Below are 23,372 nucleotides of genomic sequence, written 5' to 3' on the forward strand. Positions count from 1 at the left end.
CGGTACCATGATCGAACACTTCGACGTCGTGATCGTCGGCGCCGGAATCTCCGGTATCAGCACGGCCTGGCACCTGCAGCACCGCTGCCCGAGCAAGAGCTACGTGGTCCTGGAGCGCCGGCAGAACGTCGGTGGCACCTGGGATCTCTTCAAGTACCCGGGCATCCGCTCGGACTCCGACATGTTCACCCTCGGCTTCCGGTTCAAGCCGTGGGAGTCGGCCCGCTCGATCGCCGACGGCCAGTCGATCTGGAACTACATCAACGAGGCTGCCGTCGAGAACGGCATCGATAAGCACATCCGCACCGGCCACCGTGTCACGTCGGTGGACTGGTCGGACGCCGACAACCGCTGGACGGTCAACGTCGAGCACAACGGTGAAGCCGAGCAGATCACCGCGTCGTTCTTATCGGTGTGCAGCGGCTACTACAACTACGACGAGGGCTACTCGCCGGAGTTTCCGGGCGCCGCAGACTTCAAAGGTCAGATCATCCACCCCCAGCACTGGCCGGAGGACTTGGAGTACGCAGGTAAGAAGATTGTCGTCATCGGTTCCGGCGCAACCGCCGTGACCCTGATCCCATCGTTGGTTGACGGCGGTGCGGGTCATGTGACGATGCTTCAGCGGTCGCCGACCTATATCGGCGCCCTACCGCTCGTCGATCCCTTCGCCGAGAAGGCCAACAGGTATCTACCGAAGCGCCTGGCGCATTTCGCCAACCGATGGAAGCAGATCGGAAACAGCACCGGGCAATACCAGATCGCCCGGAAATTTCCGGGGGTGTTCAAAAAGGCACTGCGTCAGATGGCCGAGCGCCGGTTGCCCGAGGGTTTCGACTACGACACGCACTTCAGCCCGCGCTACAACCCGTGGGATCAGCGAGTCTGCTTGGCGCCCAACGGTGATCTGTTCAAGGCCATTCGGTCGGGCAAGGCCGGGGTCGTCACCGACACCATCGAGACCTTCACCGAGACCGGCATCAAGTTGACCTCCGGTGAGGAGTTACAGGCTGACATCATCGTCACGGCAACGGGTTTGAACATGCAATTGTTCGGGGGCGCGGTGGCCTACCGTAACGGCGAGCCGATCGACCTGCCCGGGTGCATGACCTACAAGGGTCTGATGCTCTCGGGAGTGCCGAACATGGCGATCACGTTCGGCTATACCAACGCCTCCTGGACGCTGAAGGCCGACCTGGTGTCCGAGTTCATCTGCAGACTGCTGAACTACATGGACACCAACGGTTTTGACCGGGTCGAGCCGCAGCACCCCGGCGACAGCATCGATGAGCTGCCGTTCATGGACTTCACACCGGGCTACTTCCGGCGGGCGGTGGACAGCCTGCCCAAGTCGGGGTCGGAAGCACCGTGGAAGCTCAAGCAGAACTACTTCTTCGATATGCGGACCATCCGGTACGGCAAGGTCGACGAGCAGTCGCTGCACTTCACCAAGCACCGGGCGGCCGTGCCGGTTTAGTTTTCCCGCCGAGCAGACGCAAAGGTCCCTCGGTACCGGCGTGTCGAGGGACCTCAGCGTCTGCTCGCGCTAGGCGGCGACCACCACGATGCCGTCGTCGTCGCAGTAGGCGATCTCGCCCGGCACGAACGTCACACCACCGAAGCTGACCTCGACGTCGCGCTCGCCCTCGCCGGTCTTGCTGCCCTTACGAGGATTGGTGCCCAGGGCCTTGATGCCGACGTCGATGGTGCGCAATGTTGCCGCATCACGCACCGCGCCGTTCACGATCACCCCGGACCAGCCGTTGTCGTACGCCAGTCCGGCAATGATGTCGCCCACCAGCGCGGTGTGCAGGGAACCCGATCCGTCGACCACGAGCACCCCGCCGTCACCCGGGGTGGACAGGATTGACTTGAGTAGGGCGTTGTCCTGGAAGCAACGCACCGTGGTGATCTGGCCGGCGAACATCGTCCTGGCGCCGTAGTTCCGCAACTGCAGGTCGCAGCTGCGGACGTCGGGATAGATCTCGTCGACCAGATCGGCGGTGGCACGGGGTTCGATACTCACTGCGCGATTATTTCAGGGTGCTCGCGGCCGGAGCGGCGCCGCGTGAGGAACACCAGCAGTACCACCAACGCGCCGACTACCGCGGCCGCCGCGAGAGGCAGCAGCGACGGCGCGGGCTGGACCGGCACCGCCGGATTGGGCGCCGTGGCTACCGCCGACTTCGCTTGTGCCGCAGCCTCTTCCGCTGCTGATGTCAGAGCGTCGGGTGTTTGCGGCGGCGCGGGCGGCTGCTTGGCGGGTGCCTTTTTGGCCGGCGCTTTCTTTGCGGGAGCTTTTTTGGCCGGCGCCTTCGCGGCGGCGGCCTTCGCTGGTGCCTTTTTGGCCGGTGCCTTCTTCGCCGGTGCCTTCTTGGCGGGGACCTTCTTGGCGGGCGGCGTCACAGCACCGGGATCGGCAGCAGCATCTGACGGACCGGCCGCGGGAGCTTCGGAACCAGCGCCCGGCTTGTCCTCGGATTGATCCTGCTGCTCTGCCATCTGGCTGCTCCTTTGCAGTGTCTGGTACTCCGCGCCGACGGGCTGGTGGGCAGTCGTCCCCATCATGCCAGGCGGCTTTCGGGTCAACCGGCCACGGCCAACGCCGCGGCAAACGTGACGACGACGGTCATCACGGCCAGCTCGGTCAGTGACCGGGACCGGGACAGTCTTGCGGTCGCCCGATGTGCACGCGCCGCAGGCACCCAGCCGGCCCTATTGTGCCAGGCCAGCATCAGCAGACCCGCAGTCAGCACGATCTTCGCCGACAGCAGCCGGCCGTAACCGGTCATCCACAGCTCTGCCGGGGCATCCAGCCGGATCAGCGCACCGAGCACCCCCGCGACGATCAGCACCATCACGCACATCAGCGACAGCTGGGAGAATCGCGGCAGCACCCGCGCCCACTGCCCCCGATGTGTCACCGTGAGGACCAGAGCGGCCAGCACGCCGCACCACAACGCCGCGGCCAGCGCGTGCACAGCCACTGCAAACCCGCCGACAGGGCTTTCGGCGAGGTGTCCCGACAGTGTCCGGGCCGCCAGCCCGGCGGCTGCGATTCCGGATGTCGCGATCAGCGCCGTCGCAGTCCGCGGCAAGGTGAGCGCGACGACGCCGACTGCCAGTGCCGCGACGATGCCGGCCACGGTGGACCGGCCCGCCGTGGTGTGCAGCGCGAACTCGGTGCTGGTCCGCACGCCGAGGTGCAGCACGGATGCATCGGCCGCCCTGGCCGTTTCGACGATCAGCCGTACCAACTCGGCCAACAGCCAGAGCACACTGCTCCAGACCAACGGTCCGGTCGTCGACCGGATCGACTCGGCACGGTAACGCGCCGTGTCGAGCATCGGCACCACGGCCAGCCCCACGGTGACCACGGCGGCACCGTCGGCCGCGGCGCGTGCCGAGGCATCGCCCACCGAGCTCTGGGGATAGGCCAGCGCCCAGGCGCCGGCCACCGACGCAGCGACGATGAGCACACCGCAGGCCACCACCCGTCGGATCACGACCGGCGGCGCAGTACCCACCAAGCTCCGCCACCCGCGATCAACGCGGCCGCCACCACGAACGGCCACACTGGCACGCTGCCGTCGGAACGGCTCGCCGATCCGGCGGGCGGTCCCGGTGTCCCACTACCCGCCACGGTCAGCTCGAACGACCACGATCCGGATACCACGTGTCCGTCTGCCGAGGTGACCCGGTAGTTCACCGTGTACGTGCCTGCAGGTCCGAGCGGTCGCACCGCCATGCTGATGACCGCGCCCTGCACCTGGGCGCCGCCGGTCGACCACAGGTTGCCGTCGGGCCCGACGACCGTCATGTCGGCGAACGTCTTTTGCAGGACCTCGTTGAATGTCGCGCTGACCCGTTGCGGTGAGACGGTCAGCGCGGCGTGTTCGGCGGGGTCGGTGGCGATCCTGGTGGCATGCGCCGACGCGGTGCCGGCCATAGCCAATGACATTGCTGCCAAGGCGAATCCGGCCAGAACTGTTGCGAGTACACGCCTCATGACCGGCGCCGTGCTGCCAGCGCCGCCACCACGGCGACCGCGGCCACCGTCAGCGCGCCGCCGGCCAGCCAACGCGCCGTGTTGTCGGCGGTACCAGCCGGGTGCTGGGCAGATTGCACCGTCGCGGTGATGGTCGGGGTGGCCTCGTGATCGTGGTCGTCATCTCCGGTGGCCGCGCCAGACAACCTCAGCTCGGGTGCCGGGTGCTCCGGCTCGCCGCCGCCGGGCAGCGGGGCCTGATCCCAATGCACCACCTCGCCATCCGAATATGTCTGGGTGGCAGGGAAACTCACCGTATCGGTGTTCGGCAGCTTCACCGCGATCCGGAACAAGGCGAACTGGTCGGGCGAGATGCCGACGCCAGGGGCAGCTGTCCAGGTCACCGAACGGGTGGTGCCCGCCGCGGTGTCGCGGTCCAGCTTGACCGTCCAGCCCGGCATGACCTCAGCACGTGCGGAGGCGACGTTGGGCAGGGCGACGCTCAATTGTGTTGTCAGAGCCCCGGTCTCGGATTCACCGGGAACCTGGAAGGTGAGCAGCGATGTGCTGCCCGGCGTGGGGTTGTCGGCATTGACATGGACGTGGGCGGACGCGGGCGCCGCGGTGAGCAGGCCGGCCGCCAGAGCCGCTGCAGCGGCGGGCAGGGCGCGCGAACGCACCCGGCTACGGGATTTCATTGTGGCTCGATGTCTTTCGTGGATGATCGGGGATGGGTAGGTCAGCGGATGACGCCGACCGGCGGACCCCGATGGGACATCGAACTGCCCAACAGCCGCGCGGAATGCAGCGGCTGGTCGGCGCTACGCACGGCGGCGCGCGTCGCCGGCTCCGATCTCGGGTGTGCGGGGCGCACCATCGCACGGACGGTCCGGGACAGTGCGGCGCACAGCCGCGTTCCACCCGTGATGAGAAGGGCCCCGATCGTGACGGCGACCAGGTGCGCTACCAGCATGAATACGCTGGGCTGTAGCGGATGCGATCTGTGAGCATGGCCGTCGATGGCGAGTAGCACATGGGCCAGCAGCTGTCCGACTCCGAGCAGACCGGAGAGCGCCAGGGCGCCGGTCGTGGCACGGACCCTCGACGCCACCGCGCCGAGGGTCACAGCCAGCAGTGCAAGCTGGGCGGTGCCCGCGCCGCCCGGCCATCCTCCGCCCGCGGTTCCGTGGGCGGCCACCGCCAGCGCGGCGGTGAGTACCCCGACGGACACACCTCGCAGTGCGGCCGCAGGATCGGTCCGGGCGCCGGTCATCGCACGGGTCAGACCAGACCGAGCCGGGCCAGCAGGTCGGCGTCGATGCCGTCGAGCTGGGCGGCGATAGCCGCATGGGCGCCCCGGCGGCGCGCGGTGGGCATGTGTTCGGCGGCGGCCACCGCGGCACTCAGGTCGGTGAGCCGATCGGTGATAGCCGCAACGAATTGCTTGGTCTCGGCGTCCTTCGGGGCCTTGTCGGCGACCAGGCGCAGGGATTGTTCGGCACCGGCGATACGAGCCGACAGCTGACCGCCGTGCCCGGAGAACTGGCCGAGCTGACTCAACGGCACGCCGAGCTGATCGGCCCTGCGTTCATCGATGGCGCCTCGTGCGGCGATGGCGACCCGGTAGACCAACGGCACGAGAACCGGTGCCAGCAAACGCGTGATGGTCAGCAGTCGGCGGATCCGGAGCGGTGATAGCAGCTTGCCCTCGCGGGCTGCCTTCAGCTGGGTCTCGGCCACTTTGAGTGCGTTGCGGTCACTGTTGCGCTGGGCTTTGAGCTGGGCTTCGAGTGCCTTGCGCTCGGCCTTGCGGTCCCCTTTGATTCGCCGGGCCTCGTTCTTTGCGGTAAGCCGGGCTTCCAGCTTGGCCTTGGCCTTGATCGCGCGGGCTTCGGCTCGGCGGGTTGCACGGCTTTTGCGTGGCGTGAACAGGCCCATTCCGGCTGCCTCCGGGTCGTCTCGTCGAGTATTGGTTCTCACCGCTGCACTGCTGCTGACCCACAGTATCTTCCAGCGGATTTGCTCTGCCTCCACGCCCCGGCGGCGACCGGGTTAATCGCCACAGCTAGCAAACCGGCTAGCCCAGCTGTGCGACAATGTCAGCACATCAATACATCGTTGGGCGATGCGCGGAAAGGGGGTGACAGAGTGCGTTCGCGGGTGCGTGTCGCCGCCTCAACCATCATGGTGACTTCCGGCCTGCTCATCGCCGGTGTAGGCGGTGCGCTGGCATTTGCCGATCCAGACCACGGCGGGAGCGACTCCGGTCGCGGTGCCGGCGATTCTGCCGGCGCCGGCGCCGGTCAGAACAAGGACGGCAACGGCCACGGGAACGACGACGGCGGCAAGCCACGCGGACCCGGTCGAGGGTCTGGGTCCGACGACGAAGGCCATGGCGGACAGCAGCCGGGCGGGCACACAAAACCACCCACCGACGCCACCCACACCCACCAACCCACCGGGACCGGTGGCCCGACCAAGACCGGTAGGCCCTCTGAGACCGGTAAACCGACCCACACTGGCCAACCCACCGGCACGGGCGACCCGACCGGCCCGACCGACCCGTCGGGATCGCCAGACCCGACCTCCGGTGAGGAGTCGCCGACGAAGACTCCGCCGACAGAGACAGCGACCGAAACGGACACCTCGACAAATACGACGACCGCGTTGACGACTCCGTCATCGACCACGGCGTCCACTACGCCATCGACCACGCCATCGACCACCGCGTCCACCACGCCGTCGACGACGGCCTCTACTACTTCTACTTCGTCGCCTTCCGAAACCACGTCGTCGAAAACCACTTCGTCATCCCCCGAGAGCACCACGTCGAGCTCGGTTGCCGGTGGTGTCTCGTCGACCGCCGGAGGCCGCGGAGTAGCCGCCATACCGCAGCTGTTCGGGGCTCCGGTACCGCAGGTGCAGCCGCCTCAACGCGAGTTGTCCGCCCCCGCATCGGCGCAGCCGGCCGCAGCCCCGCCGCCCGGCCTGGCGGCCGCGGCCGCGGTACCGATTCTCATCCCCGTCGTGGTGCCACCGGTGGTCGTGGCGCCCGGAGCCCCCGGCGGTGACGGCGGGTCGGGTGCGGGGTCGGATCAACGCCCGGCGATGCAGCCCAGGCCGGAACAGCCGCCTCCGGCACCCGCACCTCAGGCCGGCGGACATGGCCACCGGGTAATACCCGCGACGTACCGGGTGGGCTACGGCGACTATCTACGGACGGCGGGGACGTCCGAGATCGCCGCGCTGGCCGTGTCGGGGACGGTCGGGATCATGGCGCTGACCGGGGCGGGAGGCATTGTGGGCTATCGCCAGGCCAGAGCCGGGCATGCGGTGCGGATCAACGTCGCACGGTTTGTCGAGTAACGAGGCACACGGCGGAAAGGGGGAGGTATGTCAGCCAGTCGTACTGTCACGCGGGCTGTCAACGCGGTGCTCGATCTGGCGCCGCGGCGCGGCGAAGTGACGCTGGTTCGCCTGGTCGAAGCCGTCAGCGAGGACCGGGGTAGACCGATCGAGCTGGTGATGGAGGAGCTGCCGCCGGGGGTGTGCGGTCAGTGGCGGCAGTACGCCGATCGGGACGTTTTCCTGATCCAGCAGGGATTGCCGACTTGGGACCGGACTCTGGCGCACGAACTGGGTCACCTGGTGATGGGCCACGAAGGGATTTCGATTGTCGAGGCCGCCGAGGAATCGGTCGAGCTGGCCAGCGCCGATCTGATCGCCTACATGCTCAACCAGCGCACCGGATGCATGGGACCCAACGGCGAGGACATCGAACAGGAGGCCGAGGACTTCGCGGCGCTGCTGCTCTACCGCTTGGGCCGGCTCCCGTCCGACCGGTCGTCGATCATCCAGGTTCGCCTCGGAGAGGCGTTTGGTTGATCATCTGGGTGATCGCCGGCCTGCTCGGTCTGGCTACTGGACTGCGCATCGGATGGGCACTGGTCAACAAACAATCGCTGGTCAGCCTGGCCATGATCGTTGCGCTCGGCAGTCTTGGCGTGGTGGCTGCGCTTAACTGGCAACCGCTCGCCCTGCTGATCGACACCGTCGCGCACTGGCCCAATATCGCGATAGCGCTCAGCCAGGTCGCGCTCATCGCCTGTGCCGCAGGCAGTTGCGTCATGATCACCAGTGCGGCATCGGATCATTCACCGGCAATCACCCTCCGCCTTGCCATGGTGCAATACGGCGTGGCCGTGCTCGTCGCGATCGTCAGCCTGGTGCTGTTCTTCCGGTCCCCCAGGCAACCCGAGATGGCGCCGGAGGAATATCTCAAACGTGACCTCGGCAGCAACGGCATCACGTGGCTGTTGCCGTTGCTGTATGTGCTGCTGGCCCTCACGCTGGTGGTCTGGGCCGGCCTGCGGTACTCGAACAGGAGCCGCCGGGGCCGTGCGTTGTTCGTGTTCAGCCTGGGTATCGCACTGATCGTTGCCGCCAGCGCGTTCTTCCTCCTGCGAGCAGTCGGGCACACACCGATGGTCGGTGTCGGATCGGCGGCGACCCTGCTCGGCTGTGCCATGGTGGTCGTTGCTGCCGGCTCGCTGCTGCCAAGCGTCGAGGACTGGTTCGGTGCCCGACAGGAATTGCGTGTCATAGCCCCGCTGCTCACCGAACTCGGCCGCAGGCATCCTGACGCCGGCATCGGTGTACGGCCACGCGGCCCGCTGGTGTTCCGGGTGGCCGAGCGGATGTCATTGATCTCGGACTCGCTCTACCTGGAGGCGACCGCCGCCGCGGCACGCCGGCGCGAAGCAGTCGGACCTCCGCGAAGAGTGGGCGCCGAAATCCGCCCAACCGATCCCGACGCGGTGTCGCCGGTGCAACAAGCCCGCGCGGTGGCGCGGTGGATCTACCAGACCCGTGGTGTCGACAGCTCCGGTGCTGACGGCGAAGGATCGGTGTTTCCGGGGTTGACCTGGTTGCGTCAACCGGAGTCGTATTCCGACCGTGAGTGGATTCTCGCGATTGCGCAGGAGTACCGCGCCTTACCACGTTCCGGCGGCAGAACGTAAACAGAGCGGCAGATACACAAAACCCAGACAGAGACCGACGACGCCGGTCCCTGTCTGGGTTTTGTCGCTGATGATCGGCTGGAGGACGGCCGGGTCAGTCGTCGAGACGCTCGAGGCGGCGCAGCTCGTCGACCTTTTGGGCAAGGTCCTGCTGAGCCTGCGCAGAGAGCCCGACCGTGCGGGCGGCGATACGGCGAACCCCTTCATCGCGCATGCTCGCGAGCCAGGTCAGTTCTTTGTCAAGCTTCTCGTAGTACTCGTCGTCGGTGAAGTACGCCGGCTTGATCCGGAAGAAGTTGGCAAGGGCGGCCATGGTGGCCACTGACGGGTTGGTGCGGTTGCCCGACCGGAGCTGCGAGAGGTACGGAGCCGACATGGTGATGCCCTCGGACTTCAACGCAGCAATCACCTCAGCAGACGTATGGGGTCCGCGCCCTGGGGGATAAACCGTGTCGAACAGCCGGTTGAGACGGGCGGCGAACGTCTTGCTCATCGAATTGACCTCCACATACATCTTGAGCGGCAACGAATAGGCGGCGTATTTGCTGACCATCGTAGCGAGAACTGTGTCAACTACCAAGTGCAAACCGCGTAAAAGTTAACCCGGCTTACCGTTTTTACCACCTTGACCGTGCAAAACGGGGCCTTCGCCACAGGTCGATGGCAGGATTGCACCGAGTGCCAAAGCAAATAGTAAGGGTTGCATCGCATTGCCGGTGGTGAGCTCCCCACAGCGTCTCGTGCAGCCTGTTACAGGTTTCCTGTGGGCAACCTGAGGCTCGACCCCCTCCGGGGAACCGCACATTTGCTGGAGCGCGGATACCCGCGAGTGCTGTGCCGCGCGGCGGCGACGGCATGCAGCAATTGACGCACGCGGCCGTCGGAGCCGTCGAAAACCAGTGCTGGCGACGATTCATGCGGCTCAGGCATCCCGTGAATGGCTGTGCGACCCGAGTCGCCGAACCGGACAACCAAAGCGCGCTGTCCCGGTCAATCTGGGGTGGGCTGACGTTCGACAGCCGCCCTTCTTCGTTGGCGTCAATACCCTAGTGGCGGAATGCATAAATCGCTCGACTCGCTTATCAATATCGATCGCTAGGCCAGGTTCTGCCGGTGAGAGAACGACCCTTCCGAGTTTTGGGACAGACGTCCGACTCATGCGGCAAGCAGCATGGCCAGAATCGCGGTATCCGGATGACTGATCGGGTCCACGCCGACTCGACTCACCATCGACGTGACGGTGCCGTCGGACTCGGCCTCCACCCACGCCGCCCGATGATCCAGCCCGAGATAAGGCAGACCGGGCAGCAGTACGCAGCCGGATGCGGCACCGGTGCATTCGGGCAGCGACGGTGTGGTCTCGGACGGTGGATGAAGTAACAGAAGTGCGGGCGGCTGATGAGCGGCGAAATAGCCTGGCGGCAGCGCAGACTCACCCACTACCGGCCCCTCGGCGAGCACGAGTCCGACCGTACCGGGCTGAGACTGCTCGGGCAGTTCCTCGCGCACCCCGAAAATCGTTGTGGTGGAGAGTAATCCGGGCACCGAAGCGATCCGCACGGTCACAATCAGCAGCTGTGCCCATTCTTTCGTGGTGTCCGGCCAACGCCCGGATACCACGAACCCCTTGAGGCACCCGCCGGAATGAAACGGGGCGATTTCGATCGCCCGAGAAGAACTAGAATCCATTTCGCCTCCCGGACATAGGAGTTGGGCGCCGGCACCTTTCTTTTCGCACTCGATCACTTCAGCATGCGGCAGGTGCGTGGGTCGTGCAAGGGGAAACGGGGTCGGCCAGGTCTCAATACGAGAACGGAGCGTCGCGCGAATCGCGCGACGCTCCGCCTGGAAGATGGGAAACGAGCCTCAGCCGAAGATCAAACTATTGGCCTTCGAGGTCGCGGCCGTGTACCGATTCTGTACGTCCTCCCAGTTGACTACGTTCCAGAACGCCTTGACATAGTCTGCCTTGACATTCTTGTACTGCAGATAGAACGCGTGCTCCCACATGTCCACCTGCAGCAGCGGGATGATGCCGAGTGGCACGTTGGCCTGCTGGTCGTAGAGCTGAAAGGTCAGCAAGCGGTCGCCGAGGCTGTCGTAACCGAGCACCGCCCAGCCTGAACCCTGCAGACCGTTGGCGGCAGCGGTGAACTGAGCCTGGAACTTGTCGAACGAACCGAACTGGTCATCGAGAGCCGCAGCAAGATCACCGGTCGGCTTGTCGCCGCCGTTCGGTGAAAGGTTCTTCCACCAGATCGAGTGGTTGACGTGCCCGCCCAGGTGGAAGGCGAGGTTCTTCTCGTTGAGGAAGATGGCGGCGTGATCGCCGTTGGCGCGGGCTTCCTCAAGCTTGGCCACCGCGTCGTTGACACCCTTGACATACGCCGCGTGATGTTTGCTGTGGTGCAGCTCGTTGATCTGGCCGGAGATGTGCGGTTCAAGCGCTCCATAGTCGTAATCCAGGTCGGGCAGGGTGTACTCAGCCACGTGATTCCTTCCTCAAATCGGTCGATCGCGCCAGGCGCCCACAAGATCGTCGTACACATTGCTTCATCGCAACGCGCACCGCAACGATGCGTGTCATCCCTCACACGTAAACCCGATGAGTCGGAAGTCAGAGCCAGACGATCAGTGCCAGGACGCCCAGCAGGATCAGCGCGATAGCGCTCGCGCGGAGGAAGACCATGAGCTGATTTTGCGTGTGCAGACAGCCGGATGGATGCTGCTCGGGATGCGGCACGACACTCCCGGGACCCATTGGATGTGATGCCATCACACGCTCCTGAACTGCAGGATCAACGTTCACCCAGTGAGTTCTGTCACAACGGCTGGTGTGACGCCGAGCATAGACCCTCGGGTGGGTGGGCAAAAATCCACCGTCGCCCACCGCAAAACCCCGGGCCGACCCCGCCCAGTGGTCCGCCCGCTCAGCCGGTTACCGGGATACCGGTGCGGGGTGGCTCGACAGCGGCCGCGACGCGGTGTGCCGAGGCGAATGGTTAGCCGAACAACTCATTTCGCTCGACTCCAAGTGGCTGTTGATCGACAGGCAGACGAACACAGGGTTATCCACAGTGGTGATCAGCATGCGCACAGCTAAACCCGGTTGGCTCATGCCGGCGCAGGTACCGGCCTGTGGATGAACCTGTGGAAACTGTGGATAGTTTTGGATTGCTAAATCGACAGTCAGGCCGGGGACTGGATGCATCGCACGAATCCGCGTGCAAGCATGGACGGTATGGACGACGTGGAGGTTGCGCAGGCCGGTATCGCCGCTGTTCCGACGACTTTCGGTGAGACGGTGGTGCTGCTCGACGTGCGCGAGGACGACGAATGGCAGCGCGGTCATGTGGCGGGGGCCCAGCACATCCCGATGGGCGATGTGCCGGCCCGGATGGCCGAGATCGACCCGGATGCCGAATTATTCGTGGTGTGCCACGCGGGTGGCCGTTCGTTGCGTGTCGCCAACTACCTCGCGCGCAACGGATATACGCCCACCAATGTCGACGGTGGAATGCTGGCCTGGGTGGGTGCCGGCCGGCCAGTGGTCACCGACGACGGCAGTCCCGGCAGCGTGTGAGAGGCCGCTCCGCAACCGTCGCTAGGCTGAACCGATGATCCAGGTGTGTTCGCAGTGCGGAACGCGCTGGAATGTGCGTGACCGGCAGCGGTCGTGGTGCCCGCGGTGCGGTGGCACGTTGCTCGCGCCGTCGGTGATGCAGTGGACTCCGCCGCAGGCCGCTCCGACACCACCTCCGCAGCCACATGGGCCCGCCCAGCCGCAAGGCAAGCGGTCGCCGCAGGCGGCCTCATCTCGCTTGGCGCCCGGCTATCGCTGGGTCGCGCTGCGCCCGGGCGCTCCGCCGCGGCGCCGCGTGCGCCGCGGGCTGCTCGGGCCCACTCCTCACTACCCGGTCGTCCCGCGTTGGGGCCTGCAGCAGCATTTCGACGTCGTCGGCGCCGAGCAGGCCCGCGAACATGCCGGGCCCCAACCAGCAACTGTGCGCACCATGCTGGTCGCCACCATGGTTGCGCTCGGTGTCGCGGCCTTCGCGCATGTGCTGCGCTACGCGCTGATGCTGATCAACCGCAGCGTCCTGCTGCATCCGTGGATCGCCGCCGCGGCGGTGGTCTTCGGTGTATTGGCGAGCCTCGTGGCGCTCGTCATCCTGGGCATCACCGCGGTGATCCTGGTCAGATGGCTCATCGCGCGACGCGCGGCCGCCTATGCCGAACGCGGGCAGACCGACCCGCACCCCGCTGCGCAGGTGTGGGCACTCACGCTGATCCCCGGAATCAACGTGGTGTTCGCACCGGTGTATGTGATCGAGCTGGCGACTGTGGAGGGCCGGCTGACACGGTTGCACCGCCCGATCGTGGTGTGGTGGATCGTGTGGGCACTCAGCGCCGTCGTCGCGCTGTGGTCGGTCATCGATACCGTCGTCGTCACGTTCTTTGCCAACAGCACGCAGAACCTTGCCGACGACAACGTGATCGTCGCCGTCGGGTATCTGCTGGCCCTGGCTTCGGTCTTGCTGGTCTCGCGGGTGTATCTCGGTTTCGAGGGCGCCCCGGGCGAGCGCAGCACCCGACGCTGGGTGGTGGTAGCGAGCGAACCGGACGCAAGCCAACCGGATGAGCCGGAATCGGCGGTTCCGGTTGAGACCCAGGGGCAAAACCCGGCAGCATAGCGGTATGAACGCGGGCGAAGCCGCTGCCGAAGAGCCAGCGACACCGGGTCTATCGCATCCGTTTGTGGTGGCGCACCGCGGGGCCTCCGCGGACCGGCCCGAACACACCCTTGCCGCTTATGATCTGGCGCTGCGGGAGGGCGCCGACGGCGTCGAATGCGATGTGCGGCTCACCCGCGACGGGCACCTGGTGTGCGTGCACGACCGCCGGGTGGATCGCACGTCGACGGGTACAGGGTTGGTCAGTGAAATGTCCCTGTCCGAGCTGCGGGACCTCGACTACGGATCGTGGCATGCCAGCAGGGACACCGACGGTGGTCAGGGAGACACCGGGCTGCTGACCCTGGATGCACTGGTCTCCATGGTGTTGGACTGGAACCGGCCGGTGAAGCTGTTTATCGAGACCAAGCATCCGGTCCGCTACGGCGCATTGGTGGAGAACAAGGTGCTGGCCCTGCTGCACCGCTACGGGATCGCCTCACCCGCGTCGGCGGATCTGTCCCGGGCCGTGGTGATGTCCTTCTCGGCGGCCGCGGTGTGGCGGATCCGGCGGGCCGCGCCGATGCTGCCGACGGTGCTGCTCGGGGAGACCTCGCGTTACCTGGGTGGAAGCGCGGCGACGACGGTGGGAGCGACGGCCGTCGGGCCGTCCATCGCCACGTTGCGGGAGCATCCCGAATTGGTCGACCGGGCGGCAGCGCAGGGCCGGGCGCTGTACTGCTGGACCGTGGACCACTATGAGGACGTGCAGTTCTGCCGGGATATCGGGGTGGCCTGGGTGGCCACCAACCACCCCGGCCGCACTAAGGACTGGCTGCTGAACGGCCTGACCGGTGCGGGCGGGACGGGCGGCGTGTCGAACTCTTAGAGGGTGCCCCCGGCGGCTTTGGGAGCCGAGGGATCGGCGCCTGCGGCGGCCGCAAGCTCGCGGGCGACGAAGTCCTCCAGATGGAACAGGTTGTCGCCGGCGCGCTCGGCGATACGGACCAGCGTCGACATCGACGCCACCTCTTCCACCTGCTCCTTGAGGAACCACTGCATGAACTGCTCGCCGAGGTAGTCGCCCTCCTCGCGGGCCACGCTGGCCAATCGGCTGATCTGCTCGGTGACCGTGCGCTCCTGCTTGAGCGAGAGCGCTAGCGCGTCGCGGGGCTCGGCGAACTGGTTGCACACCGCGTCGGTGCCGGGTATCTCGACCTCGATGTCACGGTCGAGCAGGTACTGCACCAGCATCATCGCGTGATTGCGTTCTTCGACCGATTGGTTGTAGAAGTGCTTGGCGAGCTGGGGAAGATCGGCTCCATCGAAATACACGGCGATCGCAATGTATTGCTGTGAGGCAGTGAATTCGTTGCGAATTTGGTCGTGCAGAAGTGTGTGGAATTTTGTTTCGAGTGGGCCGGTAGTTGTCATGTCAGTGATGATATAGCAGGTCAGACGGTATGCTTTGAGAAGGTCAGCCTCATTGAGGTCAGCATTGCCTAACTCCTGTGACGTGGATGACACGTTCTGACTCGAATTTGCTGTTCGCTATTTTTAGCTTTGGCTAACCTTTTGGCTCGTTGGCGTTCAGGGTGTCGGCGGGTGGCGGCGAATCGGCTGCCAGGGCGTCGAACAATCGGCTCGCAGCATCGTGGTCCCACACCACCACCGAACCGGAGTCACTCGCGCCGAAGTCTCCGATGGGCACCGTGGTGGTGACCGGATCGCCGTGCAACGCCCAGCCGAGCCGTGCCAGATCCCACACGTGGGCGTCCTGGTCGACGGTGACCGTCTTGGCCGCCGCATGCGCCATGGGAGACCATCGCAGCGGATTGAGCAGCACACTGGGGCTCGTCGCGCGGTGTAGCAGCGCCGACATGAACTGCCGCTGATGGACCATGCGATCCAGGTCGGCGCGGGGTGTGGCGCGGGACCGCACGAAACCGAGCGCGTTGCGCCCGTCGAGCTGCTGGCAGCCCGCGGGCAGGTCGATGCCGGCCAGGGGGTCGCTCATCGGCTCGGCCGGGCACACCGTGACGCCACCGACGGCGTCGACCAGGTCGGCGAATCCGCCGAAGCCGATCTCGGCGTAATGGTCCAGACGCAGCCCGGTGGCCTGCTCGACGGTCTGTGCCAGCAGCGGCGCACCCCCCAATGAGAATGCGGCGTTGATCTTGTCCGTGCCGTTGTCGGGTATCGGCACGTAGGAATCGCGGGGAATGCTCACCATCGTCGGGGGTGTGCTCGACCCGAGCGCCGGGATATGCACCAGCAGGATGGTGTCGGTGCGGCCGTTGCCGATGTCTCCTCCGGTGGCGAGGTCGGCCTGCTGCTCGGGGGTGAGGTCCTGGCGGCTGTCGGAGCCGACGAGCAACCAGTTGGTGCCGTGGCCCGGTGCCGGACGGTCCGGATACGAGTCGAACGCCGTGATGCGGTGCAGCGACGAGTCGATCCACACCCCTCCCCCTACCAGCGCCAGCACCCCGACCAGTAGCAGGGCCAGCAGGATTGCGCCCCAGTGCCGTTTACGCCGGCGCTTGAGCGGCGCAGGCGGCGGCACTGGTGGCGTCCCTGCTGGTGGCAGCGGGCGGCGTGGGGGCGGGGGCCCTGCATGAACGGGGGCCGGCCGTGGGGGTGGCGGCATGCGGCCCGGCGGCACGCGTGGCGGCGGCGGTGGTGGCGGAGGGGGCGGCGGTGGCGGGGCATGCCGGCGCTGCGGTGGGGTGGGCGGGTTCGGCGGCCAGGCGGGACGATGGTTCGGATCGCGCCGGATCACCTGTGACGGCTCACGCCGTGGCGCTGGGCCTGGGTGCCGGTTGTCGTCCACAGAAAAAATGTACGTGCCGGACGCATCTGGTTTACTGCAACCAGCCGAGATGGCGGGCTGCGAGTGCGTAGCCGACGAATGCCACGGCATCGATCACGGTGTGCGCAATGATCAGCGGCCACAGCCGGCCGGTGCGCTGCCAGGCGTAACCGAACACCAGCCCCATGACGATGTTGCCCAGGCCGGCGCTGTAGCCCTGGTAGAGGTGGTAGGCGCCGCGCAGGACGCTGGAAATCACCAGGGCGCGGCGGGGACTGATGTCGAGCTGGCGCAGCCGGGTGAGCAGGAAACCCACCACGATGATCTCCTCGGCCCAGCCGTTGGCGAACGCCGCGCCGATCAGTACAGGTATGCGCCACCAGGTGTCGTAGAGTTCGGCCGGTTCCACCGTCGCGGTCAGGCCGAGCAGCCGCGCGCCGGCATAGAACGCCAACCCGGGCAGGCCGATCAGCGCGGCCAGGCCTAGGCCGCCGAGCCCGTCGGCGCGCCACCGCGGCCGCCCTAGGCCGATCGAGCGCGGGCTGAAACCACTGCGCCACAACAGGTAGAGCGCCAGGGCACCCCAAGCCAGCAGCTGCACGATGCCTGCCAGGTGCAGGCCGAGGTCGATCAGGTCGAACGGCGAGCGCTTCGGGTTGAGGGTGATCGTCTGCCCGGACAGGCCGAGCAGGACGGCTTCGGTCAGCTTCAGCAGCGCGGTGTATGCGCTGAGCCCGAAGGTCACCGCCAGGACGACGGCGATTTCGATCCGCAAGCCGCGGCGCTGAGGATCGGTCGACGGGGCCGCGGTCACCGGAGCAACGGTAGCGGTCACCTCGCGCACACGAGGAGCGCCGACCTGCCCGGGCAGGTCAGACGTGCCGCGCGCGTAGCCCGTTGAGGAACGGGCAGCCCATGAGGATCCGGATGGCCTGGCTCAGTCCGGTGACGTCGTCGACCGGGTTGGCGAACGGCAACCGGACGTCGTGGTCGCCGTCGGTGCCTTCGACCCGCAGCTGCACGCCGTAACGGTCCAGGCCCAGTGGGCGCACCCGGCCGTGGCGTAAGGCCATGGGTAGCCGGGTTGCCAGCCTTTCGACGACATCGCGGTGAGCCGATTCCAGGTGCTGTAGCCAGCAGGATTCCATCGTGGAGAACGGGTCGGGGCGGGCCTGCAGGAGCGCGCCCAGCGGGACCGATTCGGCGCCACTGGTGTCGGCCACGACCACCGACTCGATCTCAAGACGCATCAGGACGTAACTGTCGTCGGACTGGTCGGTTCCGGTATTGACCTGCAGCAGCGCGGGATTGGGGTCCTGGCCGGCGATCAGGTCCAACAGCGGTGCGACCGTTTCGGCGGGCACCTGCTGCAGGCGGCCGCGGATCCACACCAGGGAACGCACCGGCTCCCGCAGTGGCAGTGGTGCATAGTCGGTGAGTTCGAGGACGGCCTGCACGCCGGCCGAGCCGGAGGAGGCCACCTGGAAGCTCAGCGGACCGGCAGCGGGGACGGTGATGGCGAATGAGCCGTCGTCGAGCAGATGGTGGACGGGAGATGTGACCGGCTCGATGCCCTCGACGGCGAGCATTGCGTCACCGCCTCGCGCACAGGCGCTGCGGATTCGTTCGGCTGTCGTCGGTGCCGCTGTGGCCATCTCGCCGCCTTTCGTTTTCTCGGGTACACGTTAGTGAGGTAAGCCTAACTTAACTCACTGGCGGGAAAGTGCAAGGCTTCTCTTTCACTGCTCCGAGCGTGGTCGACCGAACCGATAGGGTTGGCAACGTGCTGCGCATCGCCTACCTCGGCCCCGAAGGAACCTTCACCGAAGCGGCGTTACTGCAGATGGTGGCCGCCGGACTGGTTCCGGGGAGCCCAGGAATCGCTACCGGCGACGCCGGGTTTGCTGCGGTTCGCACCGACACCACACCCGGTGCGCTGACAGCCGTGCGTGACGGCGCGGCCGACTATGCATGCGTGCCGATCGAGAACTCCATCGAAGGGTCGGTGCTGCCGACGATGGACAGCCTGGCCGCCGGCAGCCCATTGCAGATCTATGCCGAGCTCACCCTCGACGTTGCGTTCACCATCGTCACGCGTCCCGGTCACCTGGGACCCATTCGGACGGTGGCGGCCTTCCCGGTCGCCCTGGCCCAGGTGAGTCGGTGGCTGTCGGCCAACTTCCCCGCCGCCGAGGTGGTCGCGACCACCTCGAACGCGGCGGCCGCACACGACGTCGCCGAAGGACGCGCTGATGCCGGCGTGAGTACCAGGTTGGCCGCGCAGCGCTGCGGGCTCGACGTGCTGGCCGACGATGTCGTCGACGAGGCCAATGCCCGCACCCGGTTCGTCCTGGTCGGCCGGCCCGGGTCGCCTCCGCCCGCCACGGGCGCGGACCGGACCTCGGTCGTGCTGCGGCTCGACAACGTGCCCGGCGCGCTGGTGTCGGCGATGACCGAACTCTCGATCCGTGACATCGACCTGACCCGCATCGAATCCCGGCCCACCAGAACCGAGTTGGGTACCTACCTGTTCTTCCTGGACTGTGTCGGGCACATCGACGACGATTCGGTTGCCGAGGCACTCAAAGCACTCTTCCGGCGTTGTGCAGATGTGCGATATCTGGGTTCCTGGCCGACTGGATCGGCGACGGGCGCACTGCCCCCGCCACTCGACGAGGCGACACAGTGGCTGACGCGGCTGCGCAAGGGAATGGCATGAGCGGACGACTGATCCTCGTCCGGCACGGCCAGTCGTTCGGCAACATCGACCGCCGTCTGGATACCCGACCGCCCGGTGCCGAACTCACCGACCTCGGCCGCGATCAGGCGCGGCAGTTCGCCGGTGCGCTCGGCCATCGTCCGCACATCGTCGCTCACTCGATCGCCCGCCGGGCAGCGCAGACCGCGGTGGGCATCGCCGGTGAGGTCGGACTGACCCCGCACGAGTTCGAGGGTGTGCACGAGGTGCAGGTCGGCGAGCTGGAGAACCGCAACGACGACGCGGCGATCGAGGAGTTCAACACCACATACCAGCGTTGGCATCGGGGGGAGCTGGATCTGGCGATGCCCGGCGGCGAGAGCGCCAACGAGGTGCTCGACCGATACGTCCCGGTGCTCACCCAGCTGCGGTTGCGCTATCTCGATGACGACGCCTTCACCGGTGACATTGTCCTGGTCAGCCACGGCGCGGCGATCCGGCTGGTGGCCGCGGTACTGGCCGGTGTAGATGGCGGCTTCGCACTCGACCACCATCTGGCCAACACCGAATCGGTGATCCTGGCGCCCGTTACCGACGGACGGTGGAGCTGCGTGCAGTGGGCCCAGATGACTCCGCCGTTCTACCCCGAACCGGCCGTACGCCTGGTGGAGGAGGCACTGCGCGCACCCGACCCGATGGGCTGAGGGCTTACATCGCCAGCGCGACGTCCTGGCTGCACGAGCAGCCGACGGACTCGCAGTCAACGCTGAAGGTGTGTGCGGATTCGGGTGTGGTGCAGCCCTCGTCGGTGCACTCCGAGCGATACCGGATGTGATGGATGACCGTGCCGTGGCAGTGCTCCAGCCCGGCCAGACAATATCGGCACTGGATGCTCATGGCCTGTTCATAGCACCCCGCGCCGACACTGCGCGGTTGCCGCGCGGGTCATTTCCGGATCATCCCCACCCCAGATCGTGGAGCCTCTCGTCGTCAATCCCGAAATGATGCGCAATCTCGTGGATCACCGTGATCGCGACCTCGTCGACAACCTCGTCCTCACTGCTGCAGATATCGAGGATCGCGTCGCGGTAGATCGTGATGGTGTCCGGCAGTGCCCCTGCGTACCACGAGTCCCGTTCGGTGAGTGCGATGCCCTGGTACAGGCCCAGGATGTCCGGCTCATCCGGATTGCGGTCCTCGACCAGGACCACGACGTTGTCGATGGCGGCCGCCAACTCGGGTGGAATCAGGTCGAGCGCGTCCGAAACCAGCTCGTCAAACCGTTGTGAGCGCATCCGCGCAGCCATGGGTCACGGTCCCGGCGGAATGGGCGGTGCCTCGGGTGCCGCCGGCCCGGGCGGCGGGCCGGCCGGGGGCTGGTCGCCTGCCGGTGCGGGCTGGTCTCCTGCAGGAGCCGGTGCAGGTTGGTCGCCTGCGGCCGGAGCGGCCGGCGGTGGATTGGTGTTCGACTGAGGTGCCGGTGCCGGTGCGGCCGTGCTGGTCGCCGACTGCTGCGGCATGTGCTGGGTCTGGCTGTTCGACGACCCGGAAGAATCCGTTGACCCGGATGAATCCGACGCCGAGGACGACCCCGAATTCGAGGACGACGACCCGGACTGGGACCCCGACGACTGCGAGGTGGAAGCGGACGAGGCATCCGGCATCGGAACGGGCGGCATGTTGAGGCGTTCTTCGGGAATGTCCGGGGGTGGGACGGGCGGCTGCCCGTTGATCAGCAGTGCACCCTTGGCGCTGTTCAGCAGGGTTGACCAACCACCGTTGCCGAGGGTGGCGCCGATGTTGCAGGACACCTGGTGGCTACCGGCCGACCAGCTCGGCAGCGAGATCGTGCTGTAGCTCAGCGCCAGCGTGGTGGCACGCAACTGCACCGGAGCCAGGTAGGCGTCGGTCAGCTTGGTGCAGGTGTCCTTGATGAATAAGTCCTGATCGGAGTCTGCCGGCAGGCCGCCGGGAAACTTCTCTGCCAGGTTCACCGCACCGGTGACCTCCATGGCGTGCGGTTGTGCGCAGTCGACCGGGACGTCGGTGGGCTGATCGGTGGCCGGGTCGATGCCCAGGCACGTGCCCGCCGCCCACACCTTGGATTGGTCGATGTCGGCGACATTGCCCTGGAACGGCAATTGGGAGTCGCCGGGGCCGAGCAACTGCAGGCCGCACAGCATGCGCCGTTCGCCGGACTGCTTCCAGGCTTTTTCTCCTGACCACAGCAGGCCGATGGTGAACTTACCGTTCGGGTCGAACTTCGGGCCCAGGTACGAGCGCAGCGCCGGCGTGCACTGTTCCTGGCTGATTTGTGCGACGCGTTCCTTCGACGGTGGCGCGGCGTTGGGGCCGTACTCGGCGCCGGGGAAGGTCTTCATGTCGATGGATTCGGCGACCTCGAACCGGTGCTCGTCCTTGCAGGCCACGATGTGGGCGGCATCGGGGTTGGTTCCCGGCCAGTTCAGGCAGTCGCCGGGCTTGACGTGATCGAACGTGTCGTTGCCGCGGGGACCCAGCGAGATCGCGCCCGCGCTGAGCCCGGTCTCAGCGCCTCCGCCGTGCGACAGCGCCGTGATCAGACCTGCTATGAGCAGTCCGCCGAGCGCGGTCAGCAGCAGAGCACGCCGCGTCGACGTGGCCTGCAAACTGTGCCACCACTTGCCCCACTTCCGATCGTCATCGGTTCGGTAGGGGAGCAGATCGTCTTGCTCGGGTGCCTCCAACATCGCGTCCATTGTGACAGGCGTGTCAGGCTCTGTGACAAGTGATGCAGTTGTAATGTTATGTGGTTGTGCTGGCTATCGGCCATCGATTCGCGCGGCAGCCCCTCACAAGCCACCTCGGATGCACGGTTTGGCGTCGTCGAAAGTATGGTTGCGCCCGTGATCGACCTCAGGCTGCTGCGCGAGAATCCCGAAACCGTTCGTGTGTCGCAACGGGCCCGCGGTGAAGAGCCCGCACTCGTTGACGCGCTACTGCAAGCCGACGCCGCTCGGCGGGCGGCGGTTTCGGCGGCCGACAATCTGCGGGCCGAACAGAAGGCCGCCAGCAAGCTCGTCGGCAAGGCCTCCCCGGAGGACCGCCCGACGCTGCTGGAACAGGCAAAGGACCTGGCCGAGCAGGTCAAGGCGGCCGAGGTGGCGCAGAGCGAGGCCGACACGGCCTTCACCGCCGCGCACATGGCGATCGCCAACGTCGTCATCGATGGCGTGCCGGCCGGTGGCGAGGACGATTTCGCGCTGTTGGACATGGTCGGCGAACCTCGCGCCATCGAGAACCCCAAGGATCATCTCGAGTTGGGCGAGACCCTCGGCCTGATCGACATGGAACGCGGTGCGAAGGTCTCCGGTTCGCGGTTCTACTTCCTCACCGGTCACGGCGCGCTGTTGCAGCTCGGTCTGCTGCAGCTGGCCGCCCGGCTGGCCGTGGCGAACGGGTTCACCCTGATGATCCCGCCGGTCCTGGTGCGGCCGGAAGTCATGGCGGGCACGGGATTCCTCGGTGCACACGCCGAGGAGGTGTACCGGTTGGAGGCCGACGACCTCTACTTGGTCGGTACCTCGGAGGTGCCGTTGGCCGGCTACCACGCCGACGAGATCCTCGACCTGTCGGCCGGACCGCGGCGCTACGCGGGTTGGTCGTCGTGCTTCCGGCGCGAGGCAGGCAGCTACGGCAAGGACACCCGCGGCATCATCCGCGTGCACCAGTTCGACAAGGTCGAAGGCTTTGTCTACTGCAAGCCCGAGGACGCCGAGGCCGAGCACCAGCGGCTGCTGGGCTGGCAGCGGCAGATGCTGGCCGCCATCGAGGTGCCCTACCGGGTGATCGACGTCGCCGCCGGGGATCTCGGCTCGTCGGCGGCCCGCAAATACGACTGCGAGGCCTGGGTCCCCACCCAGCAGACCTATCGCGAGCTCACCTCGACGTCGAACTGCACGACGTTCCAGGCCCGCCGGCTGTCCACCCGCTACCGCGACGAGAACGGCAAACCACAGGTCGCGGCCACCCTGAACGGGACCCTGGCCACCACCCGCTGGCTGGTGGCGATCCTGGAGAACCATCAGCAACCCGACGGCAGTGTGCGGGTGCCCGCCGCACTCGTGCCGTTCGTCGGCACCGAAGTCCTGGAGTCCGGGAAATAGCACACCGCTTCGACACGGGGACGACGTATCACCGGCTT

General features: G+C 66.6%; 29 protein-coding genes. 10 read left to right on the forward strand and 19 right to left on the reverse strand.

The features are described from left to right. Positions 1–7 precede the first annotated feature (7 nt). Positions 8–1,477, forward strand: a complete 1,470-nt coding sequence (locus B133_RS0118685) for an NAD(P)/FAD-dependent oxidoreductase (protein WP_018603214.1) — start codon at positions 8–10, stop codon at positions 1,475–1,477. 69 nt (positions 1,478–1,546) lie between these two features. Here B133_RS0118685 and rraA read toward each other — a convergent pair whose 3' ends face one another. The 8 genes from rraA to B133_RS0118730 all read right to left on the reverse strand — a co-directional run bounded on the left by rraA (position 1,547) and on the right by B133_RS0118730 (position 6,876). Further along, positions 1,547–2,026, reverse strand: coding sequence for a ribonuclease E activity regulator RraA (rraA, locus tag B133_RS0118690; RefSeq protein ID WP_018603215.1), 480 nt, complete (start codon positions 2,024–2,026; stop codon positions 1,547–1,549). Continuing rightward, the gene (locus B133_RS0118695) at positions 2,023–2,502 is read right to left on the reverse strand and encodes a hypothetical protein (protein ID WP_036419421.1); all 480 of its coding nucleotides are present in this window, start codon (positions 2,500–2,502) and stop codon (positions 2,023–2,025) included. The genes rraA and B133_RS0118695 overlap by 4 nt, the downstream gene beginning before the upstream one ends. Before the next feature lie 83 nt (positions 2,503–2,585). Next, positions 2,586–3,527: a CopD family protein gene (locus B133_RS0118700; RefSeq protein ID WP_018603217.1), complete on the reverse strand. Its 942-nt coding sequence runs from the start codon at positions 3,525–3,527 to the stop codon at positions 2,586–2,588. After that, a complete protein-coding gene (locus B133_RS0118705) occupies positions 3,503–4,009 on the reverse strand; it encodes a copper resistance CopC family protein (protein ID WP_026256612.1) in 507 nt (168 codons plus the stop codon). Before B133_RS0118705 ends, B133_RS0118700 begins: the two co-directional genes overlap by 25 nt. Further along, positions 4,006–4,686, reverse strand: a complete 681-nt coding sequence (locus B133_RS0118710) for a YcnI family protein (RefSeq protein WP_026256613.1) — start codon at positions 4,684–4,686, stop codon at positions 4,006–4,008. The genes B133_RS0118705 and B133_RS0118710 overlap by 4 nt, the downstream gene beginning before the upstream one ends. A gap of 41 nt (positions 4,687–4,727) precedes the next feature. Continuing rightward, positions 4,728–5,261, reverse strand: a complete 534-nt coding sequence (locus tag B133_RS0118715; RefSeq protein WP_018603220.1) for a hypothetical protein — start codon at positions 5,259–5,261, stop codon at positions 4,728–4,730. Between the two features lie 8 nt (positions 5,262–5,269). Beyond that, positions 5,270–5,926 carry a DUF6474 family protein gene (locus B133_RS0118720; protein WP_018603221.1) on the reverse strand — a complete coding sequence of 219 codons (657 nt, stop codon included), beginning with the start codon at positions 5,924–5,926 and terminating at the stop codon, positions 5,270–5,272. Positions 5,927–6,291: 365 nt separating this feature from the next. Further along, on the reverse strand, positions 6,292–6,876 hold the full coding sequence (locus B133_RS0118730; protein WP_018603224.1) for a hypothetical protein: 585 nt from the start codon (positions 6,874–6,876) through the stop codon (positions 6,292–6,294). 31 nt (positions 6,877–6,907) lie between these two features. Between B133_RS0118730 and B133_RS0118735 the strand changes: the two genes are divergently transcribed. Genes B133_RS0118735 through B133_RS0118745 form a run of 3 tightly spaced genes read left to right on the forward strand, consistent with a single transcriptional unit; the run spans position 6,908 to position 9,009 of the window. After that, positions 6,908–7,354 carry a hypothetical protein gene (locus B133_RS0118735; RefSeq protein WP_018603227.1) on the forward strand — a complete coding sequence of 149 codons (447 nt, stop codon included), beginning with the start codon at positions 6,908–6,910 and terminating at the stop codon, positions 7,352–7,354. A gap of 27 nt (positions 7,355–7,381) precedes the next feature. Continuing rightward, on the forward strand, positions 7,382–7,873 hold the full coding sequence (locus B133_RS0118740; protein WP_018603230.1) for an ImmA/IrrE family metallo-endopeptidase: 492 nt from the start codon (positions 7,382–7,384) through the stop codon (positions 7,871–7,873). Further along, entirely contained in the window at positions 7,870–9,009 is a 1,140-nt protein-coding gene (locus B133_RS0118745; protein WP_018603232.1) for a hypothetical protein, read from the forward strand. Before B133_RS0118740 ends, B133_RS0118745 begins: the two co-directional genes overlap by 4 nt. A gap of 94 nt (positions 9,010–9,103) precedes the next feature. On the opposite strand, the gene B133_RS0118750 is transcribed toward B133_RS0118745, so the two are convergent. From B133_RS0118750 to B133_RS24710, 4 genes are all read right to left on the reverse strand, one after another. Further along, complete coding sequence (locus B133_RS0118750; protein WP_026256614.1) at positions 9,104–9,502, reverse strand: helix-turn-helix transcriptional regulator; 399 nt, start codon at positions 9,500–9,502, stop codon at positions 9,104–9,106. Between the two features lie 662 nt (positions 9,503–10,164). Beyond that, positions 10,165–10,698: a hypothetical protein gene (locus B133_RS0118755; RefSeq protein WP_026256615.1), complete on the reverse strand. Its 534-nt coding sequence runs from the start codon at positions 10,696–10,698 to the stop codon at positions 10,165–10,167. A 177-nt stretch (positions 10,699–10,875) separates the two neighbouring features. Next, complete coding sequence (locus B133_RS0118760; protein ID WP_018603238.1) at positions 10,876–11,499, reverse strand: superoxide dismutase; 624 nt, start codon at positions 11,497–11,499, stop codon at positions 10,876–10,878. A 127-nt stretch (positions 11,500–11,626) separates the two neighbouring features. Continuing rightward, positions 11,627–11,785 (reverse strand): hypothetical protein, encoded by a 159-nt coding sequence (locus tag B133_RS24710; protein WP_085974202.1) that lies wholly within the window; start codon positions 11,783–11,785, stop codon positions 11,627–11,629. Positions 11,786–12,250: 465 nt separating this feature from the next. Between B133_RS24710 and B133_RS0118775 the strand changes: the two genes are divergently transcribed. From B133_RS0118775 to B133_RS0118785, 3 genes are read left to right on the forward strand one after another with little or no spacing between them, the layout of a single operon-like run. Continuing rightward, positions 12,251–12,592: a rhodanese-like domain-containing protein gene (locus tag B133_RS0118775; protein ID WP_026256616.1), complete on the forward strand. Its 342-nt coding sequence runs from the start codon at positions 12,251–12,253 to the stop codon at positions 12,590–12,592. A 34-nt stretch (positions 12,593–12,626) separates the two neighbouring features. Next, the gene (locus B133_RS0118780) at positions 12,627–13,703 is read left to right on the forward strand and encodes a DUF4328 domain-containing protein (RefSeq protein WP_026256617.1); all 1,077 of its coding nucleotides are present in this window, start codon (positions 12,627–12,629) and stop codon (positions 13,701–13,703) included. A gap of 4 nt (positions 13,704–13,707) precedes the next feature. Continuing rightward, complete coding sequence (locus B133_RS0118785; protein ID WP_018603245.1) at positions 13,708–14,571, forward strand: glycerophosphodiester phosphodiesterase; 864 nt, start codon at positions 13,708–13,710, stop codon at positions 14,569–14,571. Here the strand turns inward: B133_RS0118785 and B133_RS0118790 are convergent. The 4 genes from B133_RS0118790 to B133_RS0118805 form a co-directional block, all read right to left on the reverse strand. Further along, a complete protein-coding gene (locus B133_RS0118790; protein ID WP_026256618.1) occupies positions 14,568–15,116 on the reverse strand; it encodes a ferritin in 549 nt (182 codons plus the stop codon). The genes B133_RS0118785 and B133_RS0118790 overlap by 4 nt on opposite strands. A gap of 133 nt (positions 15,117–15,249) precedes the next feature. Continuing rightward, complete coding sequence (locus tag B133_RS0118795; protein ID WP_369751462.1) at positions 15,250–16,512, reverse strand: LCP family protein; 1,263 nt, start codon at positions 16,510–16,512, stop codon at positions 15,250–15,252. Between the two features lie 31 nt (positions 16,513–16,543). Beyond that, the gene (locus tag B133_RS0118800) at positions 16,544–17,305 is read right to left on the reverse strand and encodes a CPBP family intramembrane glutamic endopeptidase (RefSeq protein WP_026256620.1); all 762 of its coding nucleotides are present in this window, start codon (positions 17,303–17,305) and stop codon (positions 16,544–16,546) included. A gap of 58 nt (positions 17,306–17,363) precedes the next feature. Further along, positions 17,364–18,146: a DUF2470 domain-containing protein gene (locus B133_RS0118805; protein ID WP_026256621.1), complete on the reverse strand. Its 783-nt coding sequence runs from the start codon at positions 18,144–18,146 to the stop codon at positions 17,364–17,366. Between the two features lie 128 nt (positions 18,147–18,274). Here B133_RS0118805 and pheA point away from each other — a divergent pair, with 128 nt between their 5' ends. Both pheA and B133_RS0118815 read left to right on the forward strand, forming a co-directional pair. Further along, positions 18,275–19,210: a prephenate dehydratase gene (gene pheA, locus B133_RS0118810; protein WP_018603253.1), complete on the forward strand. Its 936-nt coding sequence runs from the start codon at positions 18,275–18,277 to the stop codon at positions 19,208–19,210. After that, entirely contained in the window at positions 19,207–19,893 is a 687-nt protein-coding gene (locus tag B133_RS0118815; RefSeq protein ID WP_018603254.1) for a histidine phosphatase family protein, read from the forward strand. Before pheA ends, B133_RS0118815 begins: the two co-directional genes overlap by 4 nt. A gap of 4 nt (positions 19,894–19,897) precedes the next feature. Here the strand turns inward: B133_RS0118815 and B133_RS0118820 are convergent, their stop codons facing one another. From B133_RS0118820 to B133_RS0118830, 3 genes are read right to left on the reverse strand one after another with little or no spacing between them, the layout of a single operon-like run. Then, complete coding sequence (locus tag B133_RS0118820) at positions 19,898–20,086, reverse strand: hypothetical protein (protein WP_018603255.1); 189 nt, start codon at positions 20,084–20,086, stop codon at positions 19,898–19,900. 59 nt (positions 20,087–20,145) lie between these two features. After that, a complete protein-coding gene (locus tag B133_RS0118825; RefSeq protein WP_018603256.1) occupies positions 20,146–20,496 on the reverse strand; it encodes a metallopeptidase family protein in 351 nt (116 codons plus the stop codon). 3 nt (positions 20,497–20,499) lie between these two features. After that, positions 20,500–21,927, reverse strand: coding sequence for a septum formation family protein (locus B133_RS0118830; RefSeq protein ID WP_018603257.1), 1,428 nt, complete (start codon positions 21,925–21,927; stop codon positions 20,500–20,502). Between the two features lie 147 nt (positions 21,928–22,074). Here B133_RS0118830 and serS point away from each other — a divergent pair, with 147 nt between their 5' ends. Next, entirely contained in the window at positions 22,075–23,334 is a 1,260-nt protein-coding gene (gene serS, locus B133_RS0118835; RefSeq protein ID WP_026256622.1) for a serine--tRNA ligase, read from the forward strand. Positions 23,335–23,372 lie beyond the last annotated feature (38 nt).

Origin of the sequence: Mycobacterium sp. 155, assembly GCF_000373905.1 — a bacterium.
GTDB lineage: Bacteria > Actinomycetota > Actinomycetes > Mycobacteriales > Mycobacteriaceae > Mycobacterium.

Bases quoted from the DNA above. Each gene is read 5' to 3' on its own strand.
- B133_RS0118755 (WP_026256615.1), bottom strand. From the start codon at position 10,698: ATGGATTCTAGTTCTTCTCGGGCGATCGAAATCGCCCCGTTTCATTCC.
- B133_RS0118710 (WP_026256613.1), bottom strand. From the start codon at position 4,686: ATGAAATCCCGTAGCCGGGTGCGTTCGCGCGCCCTGCCCGCCGCTGCA.
- B133_RS0118830 (WP_018603257.1), bottom strand. From the start codon at position 21,927: ATGGACGCGATGTTGGAGGCACCCGAGCAAGACGATCTGCTCCCCTAC.
- B133_RS0118720 (WP_018603221.1), bottom strand. From the start codon at position 5,926: ATGGGCCTGTTCACGCCACGCAAAAGCCGTGCAACCCGCCGAGCCGAA.
- B133_RS0118785 (WP_018603245.1), top strand. From the start codon at position 13,708: ATGAACGCGGGCGAAGCCGCTGCCGAAGAGCCAGCGACACCGGGTCTA.
- B133_RS0118805 (WP_026256621.1), bottom strand. From the start codon at position 18,146: ATGGCCACAGCGGCACCGACGACAGCCGAACGAATCCGCAGCGCCTGT.
- B133_RS0118790 (WP_026256618.1), bottom strand. From the start codon at position 15,116: ATGACAACTACCGGCCCACTCGAAACAAAATTCCACACACTTCTGCAC.
- B133_RS0118685 (WP_018603214.1), top strand. From the start codon at position 8: ATGATCGAACACTTCGACGTCGTGATCGTCGGCGCCGGAATCTCCGGT.
- B133_RS24710 (WP_085974202.1), bottom strand. From the start codon at position 11,785: ATGGCATCACATCCAATGGGTCCCGGGAGTGTCGTGCCGCATCCCGAG.
- B133_RS0118730 (WP_018603224.1), bottom strand. From the start codon at position 6,876: ATGGCGGCTACTCCGCGGCCTCCGGCGGTCGACGAGACACCACCGGCA.
- B133_RS0118825 (WP_018603256.1), bottom strand. From the start codon at position 20,496: ATGGCTGCGCGGATGCGCTCACAACGGTTTGACGAGCTGGTTTCGGAC.
- B133_RS0118815 (WP_018603254.1), top strand. From the start codon at position 19,207: ATGAGCGGACGACTGATCCTCGTCCGGCACGGCCAGTCGTTCGGCAAC.
- B133_RS0118780 (WP_026256617.1), top strand. From the start codon at position 12,627: ATGATCCAGGTGTGTTCGCAGTGCGGAACGCGCTGGAATGTGCGTGAC.
- B133_RS0118695 (WP_036419421.1), bottom strand. From the start codon at position 2,502: ATGGCAGAGCAGCAGGATCAATCCGAGGACAAGCCGGGCGCTGGTTCC.
- B133_RS0118750 (WP_026256614.1), bottom strand. From the start codon at position 9,502: ATGAGCAAGACGTTCGCCGCCCGTCTCAACCGGCTGTTCGACACGGTT.
- B133_RS0118715 (WP_018603220.1), bottom strand. From the start codon at position 5,261: ATGACCGGCGCCCGGACCGATCCTGCGGCCGCACTGCGAGGTGTGTCC.
- B133_RS0118705 (WP_026256612.1), bottom strand. From the start codon at position 4,009: ATGAGGCGTGTACTCGCAACAGTTCTGGCCGGATTCGCCTTGGCAGCA.
- B133_RS0118775 (WP_026256616.1), top strand. From the start codon at position 12,251: ATGGACGACGTGGAGGTTGCGCAGGCCGGTATCGCCGCTGTTCCGACG.
- B133_RS0118740 (WP_018603230.1), top strand. From the start codon at position 7,382: ATGTCAGCCAGTCGTACTGTCACGCGGGCTGTCAACGCGGTGCTCGAT.
- B133_RS0118820 (WP_018603255.1), bottom strand. From the start codon at position 20,086: ATGAGCATCCAGTGCCGATATTGTCTGGCCGGGCTGGAGCACTGCCAC.